Below are 22,382 nucleotides of genomic sequence, written 5' to 3'. Positions count from 1 at the left end.
TTATGAAGTAAAATTCCAAACAGCATCTATTAAGAAAATAATACCAAATGAACAAAAACGAAACATTACATTATCTAGATCAACTTGGAATTAAATATGAGATAGTAGAGCACCAGGCTGTTTATAATATGGCAGAAATGGAAAAAATTGCTCTGCCGCACCCTGAAGCAGATGCTAAAAATCTGTTTGTGAGGGATGATAAAAAACGTAACTATTATCTTTTGACGATTAAGGGCGATAAAAGAGTCAACTTACAGCAATTTCGTGAAGAAAATGGCATCCGCAGGCTTAGCTTTGCCTCGCCAAAGGATTTAAAAGAAAAATTAGGCCTAGAACCTGGCTCCGTCACACCTTTGGGTTTGTTAAAAGATTCTCACCATGAAATCTCCTTTTACTTAGATTCATATTTTAGAGACCAGCCTAGAATTGCTGTTCATCCCAACGATAATACAGCCACTATTTGGCTAGATCCGCAAGATTTGCTCGCTGTCATAAAGAACTTGGGCAACCCAGTCAAAGTGGTGAAAATGTAGCCCAAACAATAACTGCTGCATATTAAGATGCAAATTTGTAATTTGTGTCTTTTTTATGTTAAAGACATACGAGTAATTTGTTTGTATATATTTATTAAATAAATACCATTAAATTATTAACAAAAGGTAAATATTTTTATTTGTGAATTTAATTGGTTAAATTATTTTCTCTTTCATTGTAAAATCTTTTTCGTTGCCGTTAATCTCCGATCAGGACTATGATATTGCTTTAAATGCACAAAGAATTAAAGACCTGAACGCAGCTAATGATGGTAACAAAGCTGATGTTAAAAAGTAGTTATAAGTTTAACTGTGATAATGATTCAAAAATATGTAACTTTATCTTGTATTATTTAAAGTATCTTTCTTTCTTGTGTATAAACCTAAATTTTCAAAAAACTGTTGTTTAATTTGGAATATAAAGTATTTATTTAGTCAATGATTTTTAATATATATTTTAGGTCATTTCTAGATAAATCTGCTAATATCTCATCAACGTTCAAATAAAATAGCGATTGATTATAGCAAAAAGTTGAGGCTATATTTTACCCCCTTTCAGGAAAAAGGATTGTTAGTCGGTTACTCGGGAAAAAGCTGATTAAAAACTAATTTTATAATAAAACGCATATGAGTAGGGATAGATTAATTATTAGCATTCTGACTAAACATTTAATAGAGGTATTAATAACCAATTTTAAAGTCGTATTTGGAGGTGCGGGCAGTAAAGAAGTTATTAATTACTTAGCAATAAACTAAATAAAAGCAATATCATCATGTTAAACGAGACTATTATTTTAAAAGCATCAGTAAAGCATGACTAAAACGAAAAAGTCGTTTTAGCGAATAATTTTTACTGCTTTTTAGTAAAGTTATTTATGCTATACCCCTGGAAGAGTACTGCCTAATCCTTATTTTTCTTTTATGGAGTTGACATAATTAAGAAAAAATGATAGATTAAAAGTCAATTAAATAGCAAACATCTTGCAAAGCAGAGTAACTATTTTATTACTAATAAAGAGAGCTGATAAGTTGGTGAAAGTCAGCTAGCAATATGTAGTGAACATGGGCTTCTAATTGATGTCTATTGGTGATAATCAGCCAATAGCGGAGTTGCATCCGTTATTTTTGCAAGCTATTGTTTGATAGTTAATGAGGTTTATTACGTGAGTAATAAATGAATAAAAGGTGGTAACGCGAGCACTCGTCCTTAAGAAGAAAAGGATGAGTGCTTTTTTTATACAAAATATGGAGGTTTTTAGATGACTAAAACTGCTTACACTAACGTTAATTTGTTTAACGGGATTGATGATAAAATTCAATCTAATACCACGTTGGTGGTTGATGATGATAGTGGCAAGATTACCAAAATAGGTGAGGGTATTGCACCTGAGGCTGATCAGACGGTAGATTTACAAAATAAATATGTGATCCCGGGTTTAATCAATTGCCATACACATATTATTATGGATCCTTTGACCCCTGATGGTGGCAGTGAAACTGACGTAGTGTCCTCTACAGTGCGTGCAGTAAAACATTTGCATGATTTATTGAAATCTGGTGTGACTTATATTCGTGAATGTGGCAGCACTTATAATATTGATATTGCTCTTAATAATTTAATTAAGAAAAATAAGTTAACTAAGGTACCAGAAATCGTGCCAGCAGGGCACCCATTCTCTATGACTGGTGGACACGGTGATTTGCCTAATTTTGGTGTGCTGGTTGATTCACCAGATGAAATGCGTAAAGCTGTTCGTCAAGGAATTAAAGCTGGTGCCAAGGCAATCAAAGTCATGGCTACTGGTGGCGTAATGACTGAAAACGATTCTCTTGATGATCCCCAACTAAGTGAAGCTGAAATGCACGTTGCAGTAGAAGAAGCTCACCACAAGGGCTTAACTGTAGCCGCACATGCGGAAGGAAATCCTGGAATTTTGAATGCGATTAAGGCTGGCGTTGACAGTATTGAACACGGCTTTTACGTTAATGATGAAGAAATTAAACTGATGATTGAAAAAGGAACATATTTGACGCCAACAATAGTTGGAGCTTGGGCATTCATCGAATATGCTCCAGGTAAAATTCCAGATTGGGAAATGAATAAAATTGCGGCAGCGTGGAAAGATTTACGCGGCAATATTACTAAGGCCAAAAATGCTGGTGTCAAAATCACTCTGGGTACTGATGCTGGAACTCCATTTAATGACTTCACGATGACTCCACAAGAATTGCCTTTACTGGTAGAACAAGGCTTCACTAATTTTGAAGCTTTGGAAACCAGTTATAATTCTGCCAAACTACTTAAAATTGCGGATGAATATGGTTCGCTTGAAGAGGGCAAATACGCAGACTTTTTGGTACTTGATGAAAACCCACTTGAAAAAATTAGTGCGGTTGTCCAAAAGGATAAGGCAGTTTATAAAAAGGGTAAGAGAGCTTACTAAATATAAGCATATAATTTTGTGATTTCGAACAAACGTTCCATAATAAAAGAAGCTACTAAAAAGCAGCTTCTTTTAATTTTTGGGAGGAGAAAAAATGAATCAAAAATTTTTAGATGTCATGAATGATGAAGGACCTGTTACCATTGTTACTATTAATGCTAATCCTGCCAGTGTCGTGAACACTTGGATGTCCTATGTGAAAGTAGACGAGGAAAAGAACTGTCTATATATTCCGGCTGCTGGCATGCACAGCATTGAGAACGATTTTGCCAAAGATAATCATGTGCTGTTAACTATGGGTTCTAAAAAAGTTGAGGGTACAGCTGGACCCGGAGCTGGTTTTCATGTTAAGGGAACCGGTCAATTTTTTGCTGAAGGACCAGAATTTGACGAAATGAAAAGTCGTTTTCCTTGGATGCGTGAAGTTTTGCAAGTCAAAATTGATCAGATTGAGCAAAAGATATAATACCAAACCAAACACTTGTCTAAATCTAAAATCGTCTTCCAGTTTATTTTTTAAGCAAAAATTATTAATCACTCTTTTTTAAATTTATCTTTAATTTTATCTTAATTTTAGATACAATAAGAGATATAATTTTTTATCCAAAAAAGGAGGATTAATAATGAAAGCTTTACTTTACAATATGACCCCGGAGCAAAAGGTCTATGTAGATAAGTGGAACAAAAATCATCCAGAAGATGATTTAGTAACAACTGATGACAAGCTTGATGCTAAGACTGTGGAGATGGCGCAAGGTTATGATGTTGTCAGTGTTTTGCAGGTCTTTGATATAGATGAGGAAGAGGTCTATCGTAAACTAAGCTCTTATGGTATCAAACAGATTGCTTTAAGGTCTGTTGGCTATAATATCGTCAATTTTGACTTTGTTCATAAATATCATATGATCGTTACTAATACACCAGCCTATTCCCCGCGAGCAGTTGCTGAAAATACTCTGACTTCTGCAATGTACTTGTTAAGAAAATGGGGTCCTATTTTAAACAATGAAAGGGAACATCTTAACTTTGTTCGTGAAGAAGATCTAATGAGTGATGAGATCTATAACCAGACTGTCGGTATCATTGGTGTTGGTCGTATTGGTTCTTGTGTGGCGGAAATGTTTCATGCATTGGGCGCTAAAGTGATTGGCTACGACTTGGTAGAAAATCCTGCTAATGAGGCATTTTTAGAGTATACAGACTTTGATACCGTCGTTAAAAATGCTGATATCTTGACCCTTCATACGCCTTTAGACCCTTCAATGGAAGATATGATCAGTGCCAAGCAATTTAAGGAAATGAAGAATACTGCATATTTGATTAATGCGGCTAGAGGTCCTCTGGTTAATAATCACGATCTGATTGCAGCGCTCAAGAATAAAGAAATTGCTGGAGCTTCATTGGATGTTATGACTGGTGAAGAAGCAATTGTCATGAAGAAGTTCAATGATATTTCTGAATTACCTGCAGATTACCAAGAATTAGCTAAAATGCCTAATGTAGTCTTTACGCCTCATTCTGCATACTACACGAAGACTTCCGTCAAAAACATGATTGAACACAGTATGACAGACGTTAAACGTGTATTAAATGGTCAAAAACCAGTTTACTTAGTTGAAGAATAGCTCATAGTTTATTTTTAGTTTAAAAGTTGACCGACTGTAAAGCCGGTCACTTTTTTATTGTTAAGATTGTAGTTGGCAAGTATAGCAGAAAAATTGCTATAATGTACAGGTGTGGAAAAATTATCGGAGAAAAAGATGAAAAGGTTTCATCATAAGTTTACGTTACCCGCGATTTTAATTTTGCTCGTTGTTGCAATCGCTCTTCTTCTCACGGGTATTGCTAATATGCGTAATCAAACTACTCTGCCGCCAAATGGTAATGCGAGTGCAATCGGTGTGGAATTAAATCAGGATTATGGCTATGTTGACTTACATGAGCTGCAAGCCAACGGCATTTCATTTGTTTATTTGCGAAGCACCCAGGGGCGGTCATACTTTGACGATGATTATTTAATATATCGGGATCAAGTATTAGGAACAAAATTAGCTTTTGGGACAGTGATTGCTTACAGTAATGAATCTACACCCATGCAACATTACCAATATTTTTTGAAAAAAGTAGGCACCGATACCGGTAGTTTACCAATCCTGATTGAACCAGCAATTGATAACTATGATATAGCATATATCAAGCAAATGGCACAATTTACCGGTATGCTTTTAAGACTGAATAAACGGGTCATAGTAGATGTTGCTGTGAGATACAAAAAGTATTTTCCGCATGATGTGCAATTTATTACTGGTGGGAAAAAAGCACCGGATAAAATGCAGTATTCGTTTTGGCGTTATACCAATAACGGACGGGTAAAATCAGTTAAGAACTTAGAAGACGGGGTAGTTATGTTAACATACAATGGCACGGTTACCCAGTACAAAGAAAAATACGGACAGTTAACACAATAATGAAAAAAGAAATTCAAGCAGTTTTAACCAGATTAAAAATGACTGAACCAACTTTGATTCAGCAAGAAACGCGTACCTCTATTTTAAATGGTGCAAGTTGTATAGCTCTTGCTAAGACAGGAACGGGAAAGACCTTGGCTTATGCTTTGCCTTCATTAGAAAAGCTGGAAAAAGGAAAGCCGAATAGTTTAGTAATTATTGCTCCCACAACAGAGCTGGCTGTGCAAATTCGGCACGCTCTTAATCCATTTATTAATGCCCTTGATTTAACGGGCATAACGCTTGTAGGTGCTGGCAATCGCAAGCGGCAGGAAGACAACTTGAAGAAAAAACACCCTGAAGTAGTAGTTGCCACACCAGGACGTTTTTTCGATTTCTTTTCTGCTAATCGCATTAAAGTTAATCAAATAAAGACTTTAGTTATCGACGAAGCTGACGATGTTTTAGAGTTTAATAAAATGGAATTGTTGAGTGCTTTAGGGCAAAATTTAACGGCGGATGCGCAAATTTTACTTTTTGGGGCTACAGAGTCTGAAATAACCAAACAAGCAGAAGATATTTTTGCCCGTAAGTTTATTACAATTGATGTCAGACCAAAACAGAAATCAACCATAGCAAATTATTTCTTGCAAATAGATAATGCTCATAAAATTGATTTTATTCAGCGCTTAATGCGTCTTGACGGCTTTAAAGGAATTTTGTTTTTTGATTCCAACCAAACAATGATGCATTTTGCAGGCATTTTAGCACATACTAAAACTAAGTTTGGTATCTTGGCTAATGATTTTGGCAAGCAAAATAGAGCAATTACTTTGAATGATTTTAGAGTTGGTAAAATCAAGTTATTATTAGCAACGGATTTAGCGGCTCGTGGTTTAGATATTCCTGGTGTTACTTATGTGGTAAATTACGATATTCCGAGTGAGTTTAACACGTATATGCACCGTGCCGGTCGAACTGGCCGCATGGGCGCAAAGGGATTCGTGGTAAGCATAGGGGATGATCACGACTTTCGTGATCTGAAGAAATTACTTGCTCAAAGTGTTAAAATTGAACGGGTATATTTTGCCGGCTTTCATTTGTCTACTAAAGTGCCACGTAAAAAGGAAATTAAAAAACAGGACATAAATGAAAAAAAGCAGAATGTTGCTGCAAAAGAAAAACATAAAAAGCGTAAAAATAAGAACAAGGGGTATCATCCTCATTATTTAAAAAGAAAGGAGCAAAAATGAGTCGATTAGTTACTTGGCTGGAAGACTATGTTTTGCCTTTAGCAAATAAATTAGGGCAAACTCACTGGCTGGTAGCATTAAGGGATGCGTTTGTTTCCGTGATGCCCATCACCATTGCCGGTTCAGTATCCGTCCTGGTTAAGAGCTTAATTGCTGCCGCCAAAACCGAATTAGGTTGGAAAACTTTTGCGTGGGCTATGCAGCCTCTTTCTTTAGTCTGCAACGTTGTCTGGCGGGGGACATTTGCCTTATTTGCGCTCTTTTTGTCAATGTCTTTAGGTTATCATTTAGCTAAAAGCATGGAAGTTGATCCGTTTGCTGGAGCAATAGTTTCATTATCATCTTTAGCAATGAGTATCGCCAACCTAACTAAACTTAAAGTTAACGGCAAAATAATCCCCATTCACAAAGCTTTTAATATCTCTCAATTTTCAACTACGGGAATTTTTACCGCCATTTTGTTTGGAACAATTGGCGTAACAATTTTTGCAATTTGTTTTAGAGCGCGCATTAAGCTTCACTTGTCGGCCAATTTGCCTTATGCGGAACAAATGGCTTTTGACTCACTTATTCCTGCTATCATTGCCATCTTTTGCGTTGGTATGATTAACTTTGTTTTTCAGACAATTACGGGCACTTTCTTTGGCAATTGGCTCCTTAATTCAATCCAAACTCCACTGGTAAAATTGGGTCAAGGTTTTGGTATGGTGATGCTTGTGACCTTATTAGTGCAAATCTTCAGCTTTTTTGGTTTCAATGGCTTAAGCGTTTGGGCTCCGATTTTAGATTCAATCTGGCTAACTGCACAAAATGTCAATGTTACCGCTGCTCGCGCGGGAACAGAAGCGCCTTTTATTTGGGTTCGCGGCTCATTCGATGTTTTTGCTTGGTTTGGTGGAGCTGGTGGCACATTAATGTTGATTGTAGCTATTCTGCTTTTTTCAAAACGCAGCGATTATCGCACGATTGCCAAAGTTGCGCTGGCTCCAGGAATTTTTAATATTAACGAGCCAATTATTTTTGGGTTGCCTGTGGTGCTCAATCCTGTGTACTTTATCCCATTTGTGGTTGCACCTCTAGTTAATGTGGCCTTTGCTTATGGTGTAAGTATGATGAACTTAGTTAATCCGGTGCAAGTGGCGGTACCGACAGTTGTGCCACCAATTATTGGGCCATTTTTAGCTTGCAATTATGATTGGCGTGCAATTGTACTATCCATTATTAACATGTTAATTGCTTTGGCAATATGGACACCATTTGTTTTTGCGGCTGATAAAATCGCTGATTCTAACACGCCACAACCATATTTTACTCGTCAATATTAATTACTAAAAAAATTGGCTTTTATCGCTCAAATTTGGTAAAGTTAATTTATTGCGACCCTGTAGTTTATCTGGATAGAACAATGGTCTCCTAAACCGTAGAGGTGAGTTCGAATCTCACCGGGGTCATTTGATACATCAGTGATTATTGATATTAGTTGTATAACTTTGAGTTCAGTTGTTAACTGACTTATCAAAGTTATTTTTTTATATCACAAGTAGTGAAAATAGTATCACGGTAATAGAGGCTACTATTAACTATAATCAATAACATTTAAAAAGTCTGACTATCAAGAAGATAATCAGACTAAAGTTTGAAAAATTTGTTATTTAAGTAAATATGAAAATTTATATTTTTGTTTGAGAAATAAAGATAAATTATAATGTCAGATCTAGATAAAATATGCAAATGATTTAAGATAAATGACGATAATAAAATCTAACCTGGAGTGTTTGGATTGTCATGACCATAGGAATTCTTTAGATTAATGCGGCCATTTCTTTTTTGACTAATTAGTTCGGTTTTTTCTTTTTTAGCCAAATCTTTAGCGTATGCTAAAGCATCAGCTTTACGCTCAAAGACTTTAGATATTTCGTCGCTGCCAGCAATTTTGACAGCCCATTTATCACCGTGAGTAGTAACCCAAACATTTTTAGTGACTTCTTCTTTACCCATAATTTATTCACCTCTTTTCAAAATAATTATACAGCGAATTAAGGGTAGATGTGAAAGAATACACATTTTAGTTTATATTATTTATTAAATATTATTTTGCTAGTCTAAAAATTAATACATAAAAAAGCTGATAAAGTGAAATCATGAATTACATGACTGAGATATCAGCTTTTTTATAACTTTTTTAAATACCTAAATATTAAATCAATTTAAATTTAAAGCACCTATTTTATCACCATGACTGACATTGGTATTAGATACTCTATCTATGCTTTTAAGTTTTTCCATATTTGTAATAACTATTATTATTTCAGTAGACTTTCCGGCTTTAATTATTTGGTCAATATCCATCGCTCCAATTTCATCACCGGCAGATATGTGTTCTCCCTCATGTACTAAGATATTGAAAGGTGCGCCTTTCAGCTCAACTGTATCAATTCCTAAATGTAAAAGAACTTGAATTCCGTCATCTGTGCTAAATGTAATTGCATGCTTAGTGGGAAAGACAGAAAGTACGGTTCCACTGATAGGGGAAAAAAGTTTATTTTCAGTAGGTTTAATGGCAAAACCATCACCCATTACTTTTGTTGAAAATACTTCATCCGGAACAGAAGAAAGTGGAATTAACTCACCCGTCATAGGAGCTTGAATATTAATTTTTTTTGTAAATAATTTTTTAAATAAACTTACCATTTTTAAACCTTTATTGATACATTGTTTGCCATACATCAGCCATTCTTGTCATGGCTTCTTCGATAACAGCGTGTGAAGTTCCTAAATTTAATCTCAAAAAGTTGTCTGCATTAGCAACATAGTCATCACCAATACCTACTACAACTCCGGCTTTTTCTGCCATTACTTGCGCAATTGTATGCATATCTATTCCACTTGCGGAAATGTCAACCCAAGGTAAGTACGAAGATTCCATATCCATCATTTTCCAACCGGGAAAAGAACTAGCAATCGCTTCTTGAGTAATTTTAAGATTTTCCTTGATATAAGCGGTACATTGCTTTAGCCATTCATCACACTTTTCATAAGCAGTGACCATAGCCACTTGACCTGGTACATTTGGCGATGTTACTGAATTTCGCACATATTGTTGCCGAAACTGCTCACGAATCTTAGGATTAGGAATTATGGAATATGATAGTTTTAAACCACCTAAATTAAATGCTTTATTAGGTGATGTGAACATTACCAGATTATCAAGATACTGCTTGTCTAATTGTAAAGAGCTGGTAAATGGGCCTTTCATTATTTGTTCAGAGTGAACTTCGTCTGAAACTAATAAAACGTCATATTTCTGGCAAAGTTGTGCCATATGAGTAATTTCGTCTTTACTCCAGACTCTGCCTGAAGGGTTATGAGGATTACAGAAAAAAGTTAATTTTGGGTGTTTTGCTTTCATTTCATACTCAATTTTTTCCCAATCAAGGTAATATCTGTTATTAATGTTTTTTAAAGGAACACAAATTACCTTTCTATCATTGTGTTCTGCAGCGTAAGCAAAAGGACCATAGACCGGGGTGTTTAATAAAATGGAGTCAGTCGGTTTTAGTAAAGCCTGAACAATAATATGCATATTCGGTACAGTGCCGTAGCCTAAGCTAATCCAATCATGTTCTACATGATTATTATGCTTTTTAAGTTGCCAATTAATTACACTTTGGTACCAGCGTTCTGTAGAGTAGGTGTAGCCATAGGCCCCATTATTTGCGACTTTGGCTAAAGATTTTCTAATTTCAGGCGCTGCCTTAAAATCCATGTCCGCAATCCAAAGTGGAATAAAATCATCCCTGACCTTGGGAAATTTGCTATGAACAATTTTATTATCCCATTTTCGTGCATTATCAATAGTTCTGTCTGCTAATGAATCAAAATCATATTTTTCCATTTTTCTCCTCATTAAGCCGTTATACCGTTATTCATTAATTTTTCTACGCCGTCTTTAACACTTTGTACTTGTGCTCCGTAAACTACTTGGACAGATTTTTCTGCCTTCATAACTGCAAGCGCACCAGATTGTTTAAGCTTGTCTTCATCTATTTTAGACGGATCATTTACTTCTAGTCTGAGTCGGGTAACACAATTGTCAAGAGAAACAATATTGCTTTGACCGCCAAGAGCTTCTAAGATGACTTTTGGATCATAAATACCGTTATTCTGTGTCATTACTACGTCACCTTCGCCTTCACGACCCGGCGTCTTAACATTGTATTTTAAAATGTACCAGCGGAAGAAGAAAAAGTATATTGCAAACCAGATTAGTCCAATTGGAATTAAAACCCACCATTTAGAGTTAGGTTGAAGCCAGCCGAATAAAATCCAGTCTAATACACCACCATCAGTGTTACCCATACATGCACCGGCAATCATCATTACTGAAAGTGATAAACCTTGCAGAATAGTGTGAAATACATATAGCATGGGTGCTATAAATAGAAACAGGTATTCAGTCGGTTCAGAAATTCCGGAAACAAAGGCTATTAGGGTAGCAGAAAGAAGCAATCCCTTAATTCTGTTGCGATTTTCTGGTTTGGCTGTAACATAGATTGCCAGACAAATAGCTGGTAAACCAAACATGAATGTTGGCATGAATCCTTGTGAAAGGAAGGCTGTTGCTTTGTGAGAAATTGGAACTCCCGCATTTAGTTGTGCATAAAAGATGTTTAAAGCACCTGTTACAACTTTTCCTTTAACAATTGCTGTACCGCCAGCATCCGTAAACCTAATCATTGCAAGTAAAATGTGGTGTAAACCCATTAATTTTAAAATGGATAGGGCGATACCGTATAGAAACGGACCAAAGACACCTGCATTTTGAATTAAGTGTCCCAAAGCAACGATTCCACTTTGAAAAGTCGGCCAAATAAAAGGAATGATCAAACCTACGAAAGACTCAACTATTACCGAGATAATTGGCACAAATCTGATTCCGCCGAAGAACGAGAAGGCGTCAGGTAATTTGATCTCTTGATATTTTTCAAGTAAGTAATAAGTGATCAAACCAACCAAGATACCACCTAGGACTCCCATTTCCAGACTTTGGATTCCTAAAACGTTAGCTTGGCCCATTGCCTGCATTTTGTTAGCTGGGGCAAGCTTATGCTGCTGCCCCAGCATAAAATTAATTCCCATGTTCATGGAAATATATCCAGCTAGAGCTGCTATGGCACCGACACCTTTATTTCTTTTGGCTAAGCCAAAAGGCAAAGCCATAGCAAACATTACAGGAAGATAGGTGAAGCCAAAACTGCCCACAGTATTTATAAAATTAAAAATGACATTAACAATATGATTTTGTAAAAATGAAAATCTTGCCATCATTGGCGGAGCCGTAAAGGCACTACCAATTCCCACTAGAATTCCCATTGCAGATAATGTAGCAATTGGGAACATAAACGATTTTCCTAAGTCTTGCAAGAAAGCATAAACTCTAGTTTTCATGCTTTCCTTTTTGATAGGTTGTTCCATATGATTTCCTTTCTCAATATTTAATAAAAAAATACCCAACAACTGCACACAAAAATGTGCTAGTTATTGGGTATTGCCTATTTAAAGTAACAAGCCCGTATTTAATTAAGAAGTAACATGAATAATATGAATTAGTAAATATAAGCGATCCGAATCAGAAAAGTTGTAATTAAGCTTGTCTTGTAAATAATAAACAACTTCATTTAAACAACTTGCTGCTTTACGATTATGCTGACAAAGCATTTGCAGTAGATCCGAATCATTCTGGTTTTCATTTTCACTTTCATTCTTTTTACTATTAGTTCTGAGAATCAAATAATGTAGATGATTCATCAAACGACTAACAGCAATACTGTTTTCAGAAAATTTCCGACCAAACTTTGCTTCAATTATATTATTTACCCCATTTGAAATTTCCATAAAATTGGAAAAGTTTTTAATGGAGCTATCTGATTGTTGAATTTTGTATTCAACAAGATGAATTGTAATAAAACCTGCTTCATCATCAGATAAGGAGACACCTGAAACTTGCTCGATTAAACTAACAGCTTGTTTACCAACCTTGTATTCTTGTGAAAAAAAGCGTTTAATGTCGAACAACATGGGATTAGAAAGCTCCAAGCCCATATCGTAGCGCTTTACTGCGAAGAAGATGTGGTCTGTTAAAGGGATTAAAAGGTGTTCATCAAAATTAGCATCAATTTCTTCCCTAGCAAGCTGAATTATTTTTTCAGTTAGTTCAAAATATTTTCGTGGTACTTCCTCAGAAAGTTTTTTGAAGGACTTTAACCACTTATCGTCATCAGATATGGCAGAAAAGACTTTATCTTGAGATTTTAATTTGTAATTTTTTCCTGCATGAGCTTTAAAGCCAATACCGCGACCCCATATTATCTTCTGTTTACCTCCATCTTCCACGAGTATTACATTATTATTCAATACTTGTGAAATTAGCAAAGTAATCTCCTAATTTTAAAATAGCAGATTCGTCAATCCTATATTTTTTCGTAAACGTTTACAAGATGAATTCTAGAAAATAATTATTGGTTTGTCAAGCTTAATTATCAGTTTTAGTTATAAGCTCATATTTGAGAATTTATAATTTTTTAAATATATAATAGTTGCTTCTTTAGTTCTATTTGATCTCCGTAAGAAATAAAGCTATTAGTTTCTTACCTATTGATGTTTAACAAGCATCATAAGATCTTTAATTTAATTTCCATTATTGCAAACTGTATTTGTTAAGCTAATGGCCAGTCCCAAATTTTAACGATGAGTAATCCAATTATTAAAAATAGCAAAAGAGATACCCCTAATAAAATTTTTCTGGTTTTAGTTTTATTTCTCTTATCAAAACTGAAGACAAAGCAAAAAGTTGCCAAAACAATTAGCAGTCCAGTAATTAGTAATAAGCTAAATCCATGCATCATTTTTTCACCAGCCTTAGTAACTCGTTAGTTATTAAACCATAATTAACTTGTTTTTATGTAGTTAATATATTAATATAAAATAGAATATGGAGGCTTTTATGAAGACAATTAAGGTAATGGTAGTTTTTGGTACCAGGCCAGAGGCTATAAAGATGGCGCCTTTGGTACAGAAACTTAAACAAGATGAGAGATTTGAAGAAGTCACGGTTGTAACAGCACAGCACCGGGAGATGCTGGATCAGGTGCTTAACATTTTTAAAATTAAGCCTGACTATGACTTTAATATTATGAAAAAGAACCAATCTTTAGAAGGCATAACAGCTAAAGTATTGGTTGATATGACTAAGGTATTGAAAGAGGTCAAACCAGATATTGTTTTAGTTCACGGTGATACAACTACTACTTTTGCTGCTAGTTTAGCCAGCTTTTATCTTCAATGTCCTTTGGGCCATGTTGAGGCTGGTCTTAGAACCTGGAATAAGTATTCACCATTTCCTGAAGAAATGAATCGGCAAATGACTGATGACTTGACCGATCTTTATTTTGCCCCAACTAAAGTAAGTAAGCAAAATCTAATAAAGGAGAACCATCATTCAGAAAATATCTTTATTACGGGTAATACTGCAATCGATGCTTTAGCAGAAACTGTGCAGGATAATTATCATCATGAAGTATTGGATTTAATTAAACCAGGCAATAAAATAATTTTGGTGACCATGCACAGACGAGAAAATCAAGGCGAGCCAATGAGACGAGTTTTCAAAGTTATGAAACAAGTCGTTGACAGTCACGATAACGTTGAAATTATTTATCCCGTACATCTTTCTCCGAGAGTACAAAAAGTGGCCCACGAAATTTTAGGCAATAACCCGAGAATTCATTTGATTGCACCTTTAGACGTTGTCGATTTTCATAATTTAGCTAAATTGAGCTACTTTATTATGACAGACTCGGGTGGGGTTCAAGAAGAAGCACCTGCATTAAACAAGCCAGTTCTGGTTTTGCGGGATACTACGGAACGGCCCGAGGGTGTCGAGGCAGGAACACTTAAATTAGTAGGAACGCAAGTCGACCAGGTCAAAAAGGCAATGCTGGAATTACTTGAAAATAAAGAAGTTTATGAGAAGATGGCCAAAGCAAGAAATCCTTATGGTGATGGTCATGCTTCTGAAAGAATAATGGACGATATTGCCTATTACTTTTCGCAAAAATAAAGGTGCAAGACCAGTAGATTTTAAATAAGCAAATTAAAAAAGCCAAGAAATAATTTTCTTGGCTTTATTTATTGCTTTTTTCTTTACGAGCTTTAATTTTTTCTTTAGCCCGAGTAATCATAGTTGTTTCTTGTGCCTGAAAAACCGATCTGGTAGTGAGGTAATTGAAAACACCAACCAAAATTTGGTCAACGATTTTTACTAAGAGGGCGTCTAAATGAAGCCACGATAGTCCAACAAGCATTATTAAGCTGTCTGGAATAAGGCTAATGATTCTGTAAGTAAAAAAGACAATTAATTTTTGCCAGGTTGAATGTTCTTCATCAACATTATTAATGAATACCGCTTTTTGGTTAAATACAAAAGAAGCAAGGTTAGAAATAATAAACGCAATTGTATTAGAGACTAAAACAACGCTATGCCACCACTTATGTAAAACCATGAATACAACAGTATTGATAAGAGCTGCAATAAAGCCAAAAACCATATAAACAAATAGGTTGCGGTGTCTTTTAACTAGGTTTTGTGCTAAATGATGAATTTTGGGGTCAGACATTAAGTCAAATTTTTGCGAATCCAATTTTTTGTTCTTAGCCATTTAGTTGATCAGCCATTTCCTTAGCTGCATTATCGATTGCGGCGATGTCATCATCGTCCGGAGCATTTTCGATTGTTACAGGCTTAGTAACTTCTTTAGCACCCACCTGCTTGAACATTTTTTCAAAGTCAAAAACATTTTCACAAAAATGACCAGTGTATACTTTATCGCCGCTTCCCATCACCGCAAAATATTTTCCAGATAAATCTAATTCTTTCAATTGGACGTAAAAATCAGCAATTTCATCGGTCATGGTGCCTTCACCATAAGTATAGGTGACAAAAATACACAAATCAGCCGCCAAATAGTCACTCGCATCGGTAAATTCGGCTTCGCTGGTTTCAACCTCAAAACCATAATCTTGGAGATCTTCTTCCAGTATATCTGCCATATCAGCATCATTCCCTGTCATACTTGCATAGACAATTCTAGCCTTCATTTTGCTCATACCTTTCACACAAAACTGATTCACCAAAACATTATACCTAATTTTGTGCATTTAATGAAATTCTTTAGTAAAGTTTTAAAAAACGCTATAATGTAATCAAATATCATTTTACAGAGGGGAATTTAAATTTGATTTCGATTAAATCTGTTAGAGAACTAAAGGGCATGCAAGCCTCAGGCCGACTATTGGCATCAATGTTTGAAGGCTTGCGGGATGTGATTAAACCTGGAATTACTACCTGGGTCATTGAAGAATTTTGCCAGGATTTTGTCAAAAGTCGTGGTGGTCGCTTGTCAGAGCAGGGATTTGAAGGCTATAAATACGGTACGTGTATTTCCGTTAATGATCAGATTGCCCACGCTACTCCGCGTAAAGATACTGTTTTAAAAAAGGGTGACTTGGTCAAAGTTGATGTTACCTGCAATTTAAATGGCTTTGAAACTGATTCTTGCACGACTTATCCAGTAGGCAAAATTTCTCAAGCAGATCAGGATTTAATGGAAACTACCAAGAAAGCTATGTATTTAGGTATTGACCAAGCTGTCTTAGGAAACAGAATTGGAGATATCGGAGCAGCTATTCAGCATTTTGTAGAGGATGAGCACCATTATGGTGATGTTAAAGAATTGGTAGGTCATGGTATTCAACCAAGTATTCACGAAGATCCGGAAGTACCACATTGGGGTAAGGCCGGTCATGGTTTGCGTTTACGCGAAGGGATGACTATTACTTGTGAGCCAATGGTTGAAGCCGGTGGAGACTGGCGCATTATTGAAAAAAGCGTCCCAGATCCTAAGGATGACTGGGTATTTTACGCTACTCCTGATGGTTCAAAGTCAGCACAGTTTGAGCATACATTTGCCATTACTAAAGATGGTCCTAAGATTTTGACTTTACAAAAGCCTTATGACGGCTACGAAAAATATTTACCACATTTTGACGAAATGGATGATTAAAGTGCATGGGTAAAAAAGCTGAGGCAATCAGGAAACGCTCTTTTTTATTTTATAAAACTGTTTCTGCGAAATTTTCTCAGGGAGAAGTTTTAACCAGTGCGATTGCGATTGCATACTACATTTTGTTTTCCATATTTCCTTTTATAATCATCATCGGAAATATTTTGCCTTTATTTCATATTGATACTGACCCAATTGCCAGCTATTTAAAGTTAATTTTTCCAGATAAAATTGCTAAATTCATCATGCCGATAATTAACTCATTGCTAAAAAGCAAATCAACCGGATACATTTCATTTGGTATTATCTTGGCGTTATGGTCCGTGTCTTCTTTGGTAAACGCGATTAGAATCGGTATGAACCGGATATATGGCGTGCGCGCTGTTGAATTAAGACAAAAGTGGCAGATTACCGTCTGGACACGTTCGATTACCATTATGTTAACCAATATAATGATTATTGTTTTTGCTTTGCTCAATTTAACGCTTATTTTTGGTCAACAAGTTTTAGAATTTTTACGGCCTATATTTTCCTTTTCTGTTGGTGAAATTGAAAAAATATTCAGTTACCGTTATCCGGTCATAATTATTACCATGATCGGTTCTTTGTATTATCTGAATTCTTTTTTACCCAATATTAGATTGAAGAAAAAGGTTATTTGGCCAGGCGTTTTTACTACATTATTGGGCTGGATTGTATTGTCTTGGCTTTTTGGCTTTTATTTGCATCATTTTCGTATCAGCTGGGAAAACTACGGTATTATTGGTACTTTCATCATCTTTATGCTGTGGCTGAATATCTCATCAATTCTCTTTTTACTGGGGACTTGTGTGAATGCTGCAATTGCGACCATAAAATATGGAGAAGTTCATTACTCGGTAGGGCGCTTAGCAGAATATATTCAAAGAAAGCGTAACCGGTAAAAATTGGCACAACGGACTTTATTTTGGTATATTAGTTTTATGTTTTTATAGAAAGTGTAAAAGGTATGAAAGTTAGAAAAGCAATTATTCCTGCAGCAGGTCTTGGTACGAGGTTTATGCCGGTAACTAAAGCAATGCCGAAGGAAATGTTGCCTATCGTAGACAAACCTACAATTCAATTCATTGTTGAAGAAGCCAAAAAGTCCGGTATTGAGGACATCTTAATTGTCACTGGTAAAAATAAGCGGTCTATTGAAGATCATTTTGATTCAAATCCTGAACTTGAACAAAATTTACAAGAAAAGGGTAAAACGGGTCTGCTCAAAATGTCGCAGGAAATTACACACTTGGGTATTAACATTTACTACACGCGTCAGCCATATCCTGCTGGCTTAGGTGACGCGATTGCTCGTGGCCGCAGTTTTGTGGGTAATGAACCCTTTGTGGTAATGCTTGGTGATGACCTGATGATGGATAAAGTACCTTTAACTAAACAACTGATTGATCGCTATAATGAAACTAGTGCTTCTACCATCGCTGTTATGCCAGTGCCTCATAAAGAGGTTTATAAATACGGTATAATAGATCCTGATACTGAGATTAAGCCTGGCTTAATTAACGTTAAGTCTTTTGTGGAAAAGCCGGCAATTGATCAGGCACCAAGTGACTATGCAATCATTGGCCGCTATCTGTTAACTCCTGAAATTTTTCCGATACTGGCGGAGCAAAAACCTGATAAGAGTGGCGAAATTCAGTTAACAGATGCTATTAATACTATGAATAAAACTCAGCGTGTACTTGCCCATGTTTTTAACGGCGATCGCTATGATGTTGGTAATAAGCTAAGTTACCTTGAAACTTCGATTATTTACGGTCTTAAACATCCCGAAACTAAAGACGCTCTGCGTAAATATATTATTAACTTAGGTAAAAAATTGGAAGAACAATCACAAAAATAGCCAATTAACATTTTTAATAATTATAAAAGCCATTAACAAATGGTTTTTTTTATATAAAATTTTTCTTAATGTCGGACTAATCACTGTCTTCGGGTAGAAAATTTTTGTATCATGCTGCTTGGAACTTTTTGCTGGAGGATAGATAAAATGAAAGAGATATATATTGTTGCAGCTAAAAGAACACCTTTTGGTCGTTATCATGGTTTATGGGCTGAAAAAAGTGCCATTGATCTAGGTGAGATTGTATTAAGTGAAACCTTGAAAAGCATTAATTTAGATGCGGAAAGCGTTGATGCTCTGTTCATGGGCAACGTATTAGGTGCAAGTTTAGGACAAAACATGGCTCGCCAAGTTGCCTTGAATACTGATATGAGTCCCCAAAGTAGCAGCGTCACAATTAATGAAGTTTGTGGTTCGAGTTTGAAAGCTCTGCGCTTAGCTCAAGGTCAGATGGAAATGGGTGATTTTGGTCTGGTCGCAGTGGGCGGTGCCGAGAGTATGTCTAATGCTGTTTACCTGACCGAAAGCAAAGAAAAGCCTGATCTTGAAAGTGAAATGCTGCAAAATGGTCTGACTGATGCTTTTTCGGGCAAACATATGGGACTTACAGCAGAAAATGTAGCTGAAAAATACGGTGTAACCCGCCAAGAAATGGATGAGTACAGTGTAGCTTCACACCATAAGGCAGCTGAAATTGTCCAACAGGATTTTTTCAAAGATGAAATGATTAACGTTGAAATAAACAACAAGATTGTTTGCCAGGATGAAAATATTCGTCCGGATACTAATTTAGCAGCACTTGGTAAACTAAAGCCGGTCTTTAAAAAAGATGGTAATGTTACTGCTGGTAATTCTTCTCCTCTAAGTGATGGCGCCAGCATGGTTATTTTAGCAACAGCAGAAAAAGTAACGGAGCTGAATTTACAGCCTCTGGCTCGGCTGGGTGCATTTGTCGAATCAGGAAATGATCCTGCTTATATGGGCATGGCACCATACTACGCTGTAGAAAAGCTATTGCAAAAAACCAACAAGACAATTAATGACTATGATGTGATTGAAGTCAATGAAGCTTTTGCTGCGCCTAGTGTGGTTTTAGCTCAAAAATTACAGATTCCACCAGCAAAATTAAATATTTTTGGCGGTGCTATTGCTTTAGGCCACCCTCTGGCAGCTACAGGTACTCGCCTGGTCGGAACGGCAATTAACATTATGAATCATATCAATGGTCATAAAGCGCTGGTTACTCTTTGCATAGGAGGGGGCCAGGCAATTGCATGTGAGATTGAGAGAATTTAAATGAAATTTTATGAATTAACACCTGCAAAAAGAAGGGCCTTACTGCGTCAGCGCGGTATTGAATTAGATGAAATTGATGAGCAAGTTTTGCATGATCTTGACTTATTGAGTGAAAATGTCATAGGTCAATTGCGATTACCAGTTGGTCTTGTGCAAAATGTGTTGGTGAATGATCAAAATTATCAAGTGCCACTGGCTACAGAAGAGCCATCAGTAGTTGCTGCTGCTAATCATGTTGTGAAGATTGTGACAGAGGCTGGTGGTTTTACTGCTGATAGTCAACGCAATGGTATATGGGGTCAAATCGTTTTACAAGTTGATGCTGATTTTAAAATAGCTCAATTACAAGCTTTTTTTCCTGAATTAATCAAAAAGGCACACAATGAATATGCTAGTTTAGTTTTTCATGGTGGGGGAGTAAAAACTATTACCGCAGAACAAGAAAAAGATTTAGTTTTTCTGAAGGTTTTGATTGACCCTGCAGAGTCGATGGGCGCCAATAGGGTAAATTCTATTTTAGAGTATATGGCTAAGCAGTTAGCTGCTTTTTCGGGCATTAAGCAAAAATTATTTGCTATTTTATCTAACTATCCCAGTCAAATAACTAAGATAAAAGCAGAAATACCAGTAGAAGTAATTGGCGGAATAGAAACTGCACAAAAAATTGCGTTACTCAGTAGAATTGGTCAAACTGATCCTATGAGAGCCGTTACGAATAACAAGGGAATTATGAACGGCGTTGAGGCAGTATTGCTGGCTAGCGGTAATGATACTCGCGCAGTTGAAGCCGCCTGCAGCGTTTGGGCAGCAAAAAGTGGCTCGTATACCAGTCTTAGTAAATGGTATGTGCAAGATGAAAAACTGGTGGGAGGGCTCAGCCTTCCTTTACCGATTGGTGTTGTAGGTGGCTCAATTAAGTCCAGAAAAGATGTCAAGCAAACCTACCGGATATTAGGGGAAAAGATTACTAGTCAGGAACTAGCGAACATTATTGCTACGATTGGATTAGCTAATAATCTAGCTGCTTTATTGGCGATTGCCACTCAGGGAATTCAAAAAGGGCACATGAAGTTGCAAGCCAGAAATATTGTTGCTAATTTGGATGCAACTTCTCCTGAAAAGAAAAAAGTATTACAGATGCTAATTAATAACAAACTTTATAGTCAAACAGCAGCACAAAATTTTTTAAAGGAAATTAGGAAGGAAAACAATGCAAGTCGGAATTGATCAAATTGGTTTTTATACGCCTAACAAATATGTCGATATGATAGATTTAGCTCATGCTCGTAATGAAGATCCCAATAAATTTCTGATTGGAATTGGGCAGCAAAAAATGAGTGTAGCTGATCAAACCCAGGATGCTGTGTCAATGGGAATTAACGCAACATTAAGGTATTTGGATCATATTGAACGTAAAAATGTCGGTTTATTAATAGTGGGAACAGAAAGCGGAGTCGATCAATCCAAATCTGCTTCGCTTTTCATCAAAACAGCATTAAACTTGCCTCTAAATGTGCGAACTTTTGAAGTAAAAGAAGCATGTTTTGGCATGACAGCAGGCATTATGATTGCTCGTGATTATGTACGCTTGCACCCCAATCACAGCGCGATTGTGATTGGAGCGGATATTGCTCGTTATGGTATTAATACTGGTGGGGAAGTAACTCAGGGTGCAGGCAGCATCAGTGTGTTAGTTAAAGCTGACCCGCGAATAATGACTTTAAGTGCTGGTCACAGCGCCTATAGTGCTGATATTAATGATTTTTGGCGTCCCAACGATTCTGCAGTCGCCCTGGTTGATGGTAAATATTCTAAAGATGTTTACCTCGACTTTTTCAGGCACACATTTGCTGATTATCAGAAACAAACGGGTTTAAAAGCCAGTGATTTTACCGCTCTTCTTTATCACTTGCCCTTTGTCAAAATGGGCTTTAAGGCAAACCAGTTGGCAATTGAGAAGCGAGATGATGAAACTAAAAAGCGTCTAGCCGATAATTTTGCTGCAAGTGCTTATTATAGTAAACAAATTGGTAATATTTATACTGCATCTTTATACTTAAGCTTTTTGAGCTTGTTGGAAAATGCTCAGTTGCCTGCGAATGCAAAGGTGGGTTTGTTTTCATATGGTTCAGGTGCTATGGCAGAATTTTATTCTGGTCAAATATGTGAGGACTATGGTAAAGCTTTAAACCAAACAGCAGATCAAGAAATGATTGCTCGAAGACAAAAGTTAACTATTTCAGAATATGAGCAAATCTTTAATCAAGCTTTGAAGGTTCCACAAGATGGTTTAAAACTTGCAAGTGATGAAAAGAGTGGTACTTGGTATTTTGCTGGCACTGAAAATCACGTTCGTCAATACCGTCAAAAATAGCTAAACAAATAAAAATGCCGCTTTTAGTGGCA

At 36.2% G+C, this 22,382-nt stretch carries 22 protein-coding genes, 1 tRNA gene and 1 other annotated feature; of the genes, 15 read left to right on the top strand and 8 right to left on the bottom strand.

Annotated features, from left to right (window positions below; translation table 11 throughout):
• Positions 1–47 precede the first annotated feature (47 nt).
• The 8 genes from Q0K80_RS04260 (at position 48) to Q0K80_RS04225 (ending at position 8,128) form a co-directional block, all read left to right on the top strand.
• Positions 48–533: a prolyl-tRNA synthetase associated domain-containing protein gene (locus Q0K80_RS04260; RefSeq protein WP_294603568.1), complete on the top strand. Its 486-nt coding sequence runs from the start codon at positions 48–50 to the stop codon at positions 531–533.
• 972 nt (positions 534–1,505) lie between these two features.
• Positions 1,506–1,745, top strand: a binding site (T-box leader).
• Positions 1,746–1,792: 47 nt separating this feature from the next.
• Positions 1,793–2,977, top strand: a complete 1,185-nt coding sequence (locus Q0K80_RS04255; RefSeq protein WP_294603567.1) for an amidohydrolase family protein — start codon at positions 1,793–1,795, stop codon at positions 2,975–2,977.
• A gap of 94 nt (positions 2,978–3,071) precedes the next feature.
• Positions 3,072–3,443 (top strand): pyridoxamine 5'-phosphate oxidase family protein, encoded by a 372-nt coding sequence (locus Q0K80_RS04250; protein WP_294603566.1) that lies wholly within the window; start codon positions 3,072–3,074, stop codon positions 3,441–3,443.
• 157 nt (positions 3,444–3,600) lie between these two features.
• Positions 3,601–4,602, top strand: a complete 1,002-nt coding sequence (locus tag Q0K80_RS04245) for a D-2-hydroxyacid dehydrogenase (protein ID WP_294603564.1) — start codon at positions 3,601–3,603, stop codon at positions 4,600–4,602.
• Between the two features lie 135 nt (positions 4,603–4,737).
• Positions 4,738–5,445: a GH25 family lysozyme gene (locus Q0K80_RS04240; protein WP_294603561.1), complete on the top strand. Its 708-nt coding sequence runs from the start codon at positions 4,738–4,740 to the stop codon at positions 5,443–5,445.
• Positions 5,442–6,677, top strand: coding sequence for a DEAD/DEAH box helicase (locus Q0K80_RS04235; protein WP_294603570.1), 1,236 nt, complete (start codon positions 5,442–5,444; stop codon positions 6,675–6,677). Before Q0K80_RS04240 ends, Q0K80_RS04235 begins: the two co-directional genes overlap by 4 nt.
• Positions 6,674–8,002 carry a PTS transporter subunit EIIC gene (locus Q0K80_RS04230; protein ID WP_294603558.1) on the top strand — a complete coding sequence of 443 codons (1,329 nt, stop codon included), beginning with the start codon at positions 6,674–6,676 and terminating at the stop codon, positions 8,000–8,002. Before Q0K80_RS04235 ends, Q0K80_RS04230 begins: the two co-directional genes overlap by 4 nt.
• A gap of 53 nt (positions 8,003–8,055) precedes the next feature.
• Positions 8,056–8,128 (top strand) — tRNA-Arg (locus tag Q0K80_RS04225).
• A gap of 310 nt (positions 8,129–8,438) precedes the next feature.
• On the opposite strand, the gene Q0K80_RS04220 is transcribed toward Q0K80_RS04225, so the two are convergent.
• The 6 genes from Q0K80_RS04220 to Q0K80_RS04195 form a co-directional block, all read right to left on the bottom strand.
• A complete protein-coding gene (locus Q0K80_RS04220) occupies positions 8,439–8,675 on the bottom strand; it encodes a DUF2188 domain-containing protein (RefSeq protein ID WP_294603556.1) in 237 nt (78 codons plus the stop codon).
• Between the two features lie 204 nt (positions 8,676–8,879).
• Entirely contained in the window at positions 8,880–9,404 is a 525-nt protein-coding gene (locus tag Q0K80_RS04215; protein WP_294603554.1) for a PTS glucose transporter subunit IIA, read from the bottom strand.
• Complete coding sequence (locus Q0K80_RS04210; protein ID WP_294603551.1) at positions 9,379–10,572, bottom strand: MalY/PatB family protein; 1,194 nt, start codon at positions 10,570–10,572, stop codon at positions 9,379–9,381. Before Q0K80_RS04210 ends, Q0K80_RS04215 begins: the two co-directional genes overlap by 26 nt.
• Positions 10,573–10,583: 11 nt before the next feature.
• Entirely contained in the window at positions 10,584–12,152 is a 1,569-nt protein-coding gene (locus tag Q0K80_RS04205) for a PTS transporter subunit EIIC (RefSeq protein WP_294603548.1), read from the bottom strand.
• 105 nt (positions 12,153–12,257) lie between these two features.
• Entirely contained in the window at positions 12,258–13,109 is an 852-nt protein-coding gene (locus Q0K80_RS04200; protein WP_294603545.1) for a PRD domain-containing protein, read from the bottom strand.
• Between the two features lie 284 nt (positions 13,110–13,393).
• The gene (locus Q0K80_RS04195) at positions 13,394–13,582 is read right to left on the bottom strand and encodes a hypothetical protein (protein ID WP_294603542.1); all 189 of its coding nucleotides are present in this window, start codon (positions 13,580–13,582) and stop codon (positions 13,394–13,396) included.
• A 98-nt stretch (positions 13,583–13,680) separates the two neighbouring features.
• On the opposite strand from Q0K80_RS04195, the gene wecB reads away from it, so the two are divergent.
• The gene (gene wecB / locus Q0K80_RS04190) at positions 13,681–14,796 is read left to right on the top strand and encodes a non-hydrolyzing UDP-N-acetylglucosamine 2-epimerase (protein WP_294603539.1); all 1,116 of its coding nucleotides are present in this window, start codon (positions 13,681–13,683) and stop codon (positions 14,794–14,796) included.
• A gap of 64 nt (positions 14,797–14,860) precedes the next feature.
• Here the strand turns inward: wecB and Q0K80_RS04185 are convergent, their stop codons facing one another.
• On the bottom strand, positions 14,861–15,352 hold the full coding sequence (locus Q0K80_RS04185) for a GtrA family protein (RefSeq protein WP_294603569.1): 492 nt from the start codon (positions 15,350–15,352) through the stop codon (positions 14,861–14,863).
• Between the two features lie 34 nt (positions 15,353–15,386).
• Entirely contained in the window at positions 15,387–15,833 is a 447-nt protein-coding gene (locus Q0K80_RS04180) for a flavodoxin (RefSeq protein WP_294603538.1), read from the bottom strand.
• 137 nt (positions 15,834–15,970) lie between these two features.
• Between Q0K80_RS04180 and map the strand changes: the two genes are divergently transcribed.
• From map to Q0K80_RS04150, 6 genes are all read left to right on the top strand, one after another.
• Entirely contained in the window at positions 15,971–16,798 is an 828-nt protein-coding gene (gene map, locus Q0K80_RS04175) for a type I methionyl aminopeptidase (RefSeq protein WP_294603536.1), read from the top strand.
• A gap of 5 nt (positions 16,799–16,803) precedes the next feature.
• Positions 16,804–17,721 (top strand): YihY/virulence factor BrkB family protein, encoded by a 918-nt coding sequence (locus Q0K80_RS04170; protein ID WP_294603533.1) that lies wholly within the window; start codon positions 16,804–16,806, stop codon positions 17,719–17,721.
• Between the two features lie 65 nt (positions 17,722–17,786).
• Positions 17,787–18,680: a UTP--glucose-1-phosphate uridylyltransferase GalU gene (gene galU / locus Q0K80_RS04165; RefSeq protein ID WP_294603530.1), complete on the top strand. Its 894-nt coding sequence runs from the start codon at positions 17,787–17,789 to the stop codon at positions 18,678–18,680.
• A 147-nt stretch (positions 18,681–18,827) separates the two neighbouring features.
• Positions 18,828–19,976: a thiolase family protein gene (locus Q0K80_RS04160; RefSeq protein ID WP_294603529.1), complete on the top strand. Its 1,149-nt coding sequence runs from the start codon at positions 18,828–18,830 to the stop codon at positions 19,974–19,976.
• Positions 19,977–21,203, top strand: a complete 1,227-nt coding sequence (locus Q0K80_RS04155; RefSeq protein WP_294603526.1) for a hydroxymethylglutaryl-CoA reductase, degradative — start codon at positions 19,977–19,979, stop codon at positions 21,201–21,203.
• Positions 21,187–22,350, top strand: a complete 1,164-nt coding sequence (locus Q0K80_RS04150; RefSeq protein ID WP_294603524.1) for a hydroxymethylglutaryl-CoA synthase — start codon at positions 21,187–21,189, stop codon at positions 22,348–22,350. Before Q0K80_RS04155 ends, Q0K80_RS04150 begins: the two co-directional genes overlap by 17 nt.
• The last annotated feature ends 32 nt before the right edge of the window (positions 22,351–22,382 follow it).

The organism is uncultured Lactobacillus sp., from assembly GCF_945290125.1.
GTDB classification, from domain to species: Bacteria; Bacillota; Bacilli; order Lactobacillales; family Lactobacillaceae; genus Lactobacillus; species Lactobacillus rizhaonensis.
The sequence above is the reverse complement of the archived record's forward strand: the minus strand, read 5'-3'. Positions and strand labels throughout refer to the sequence as shown.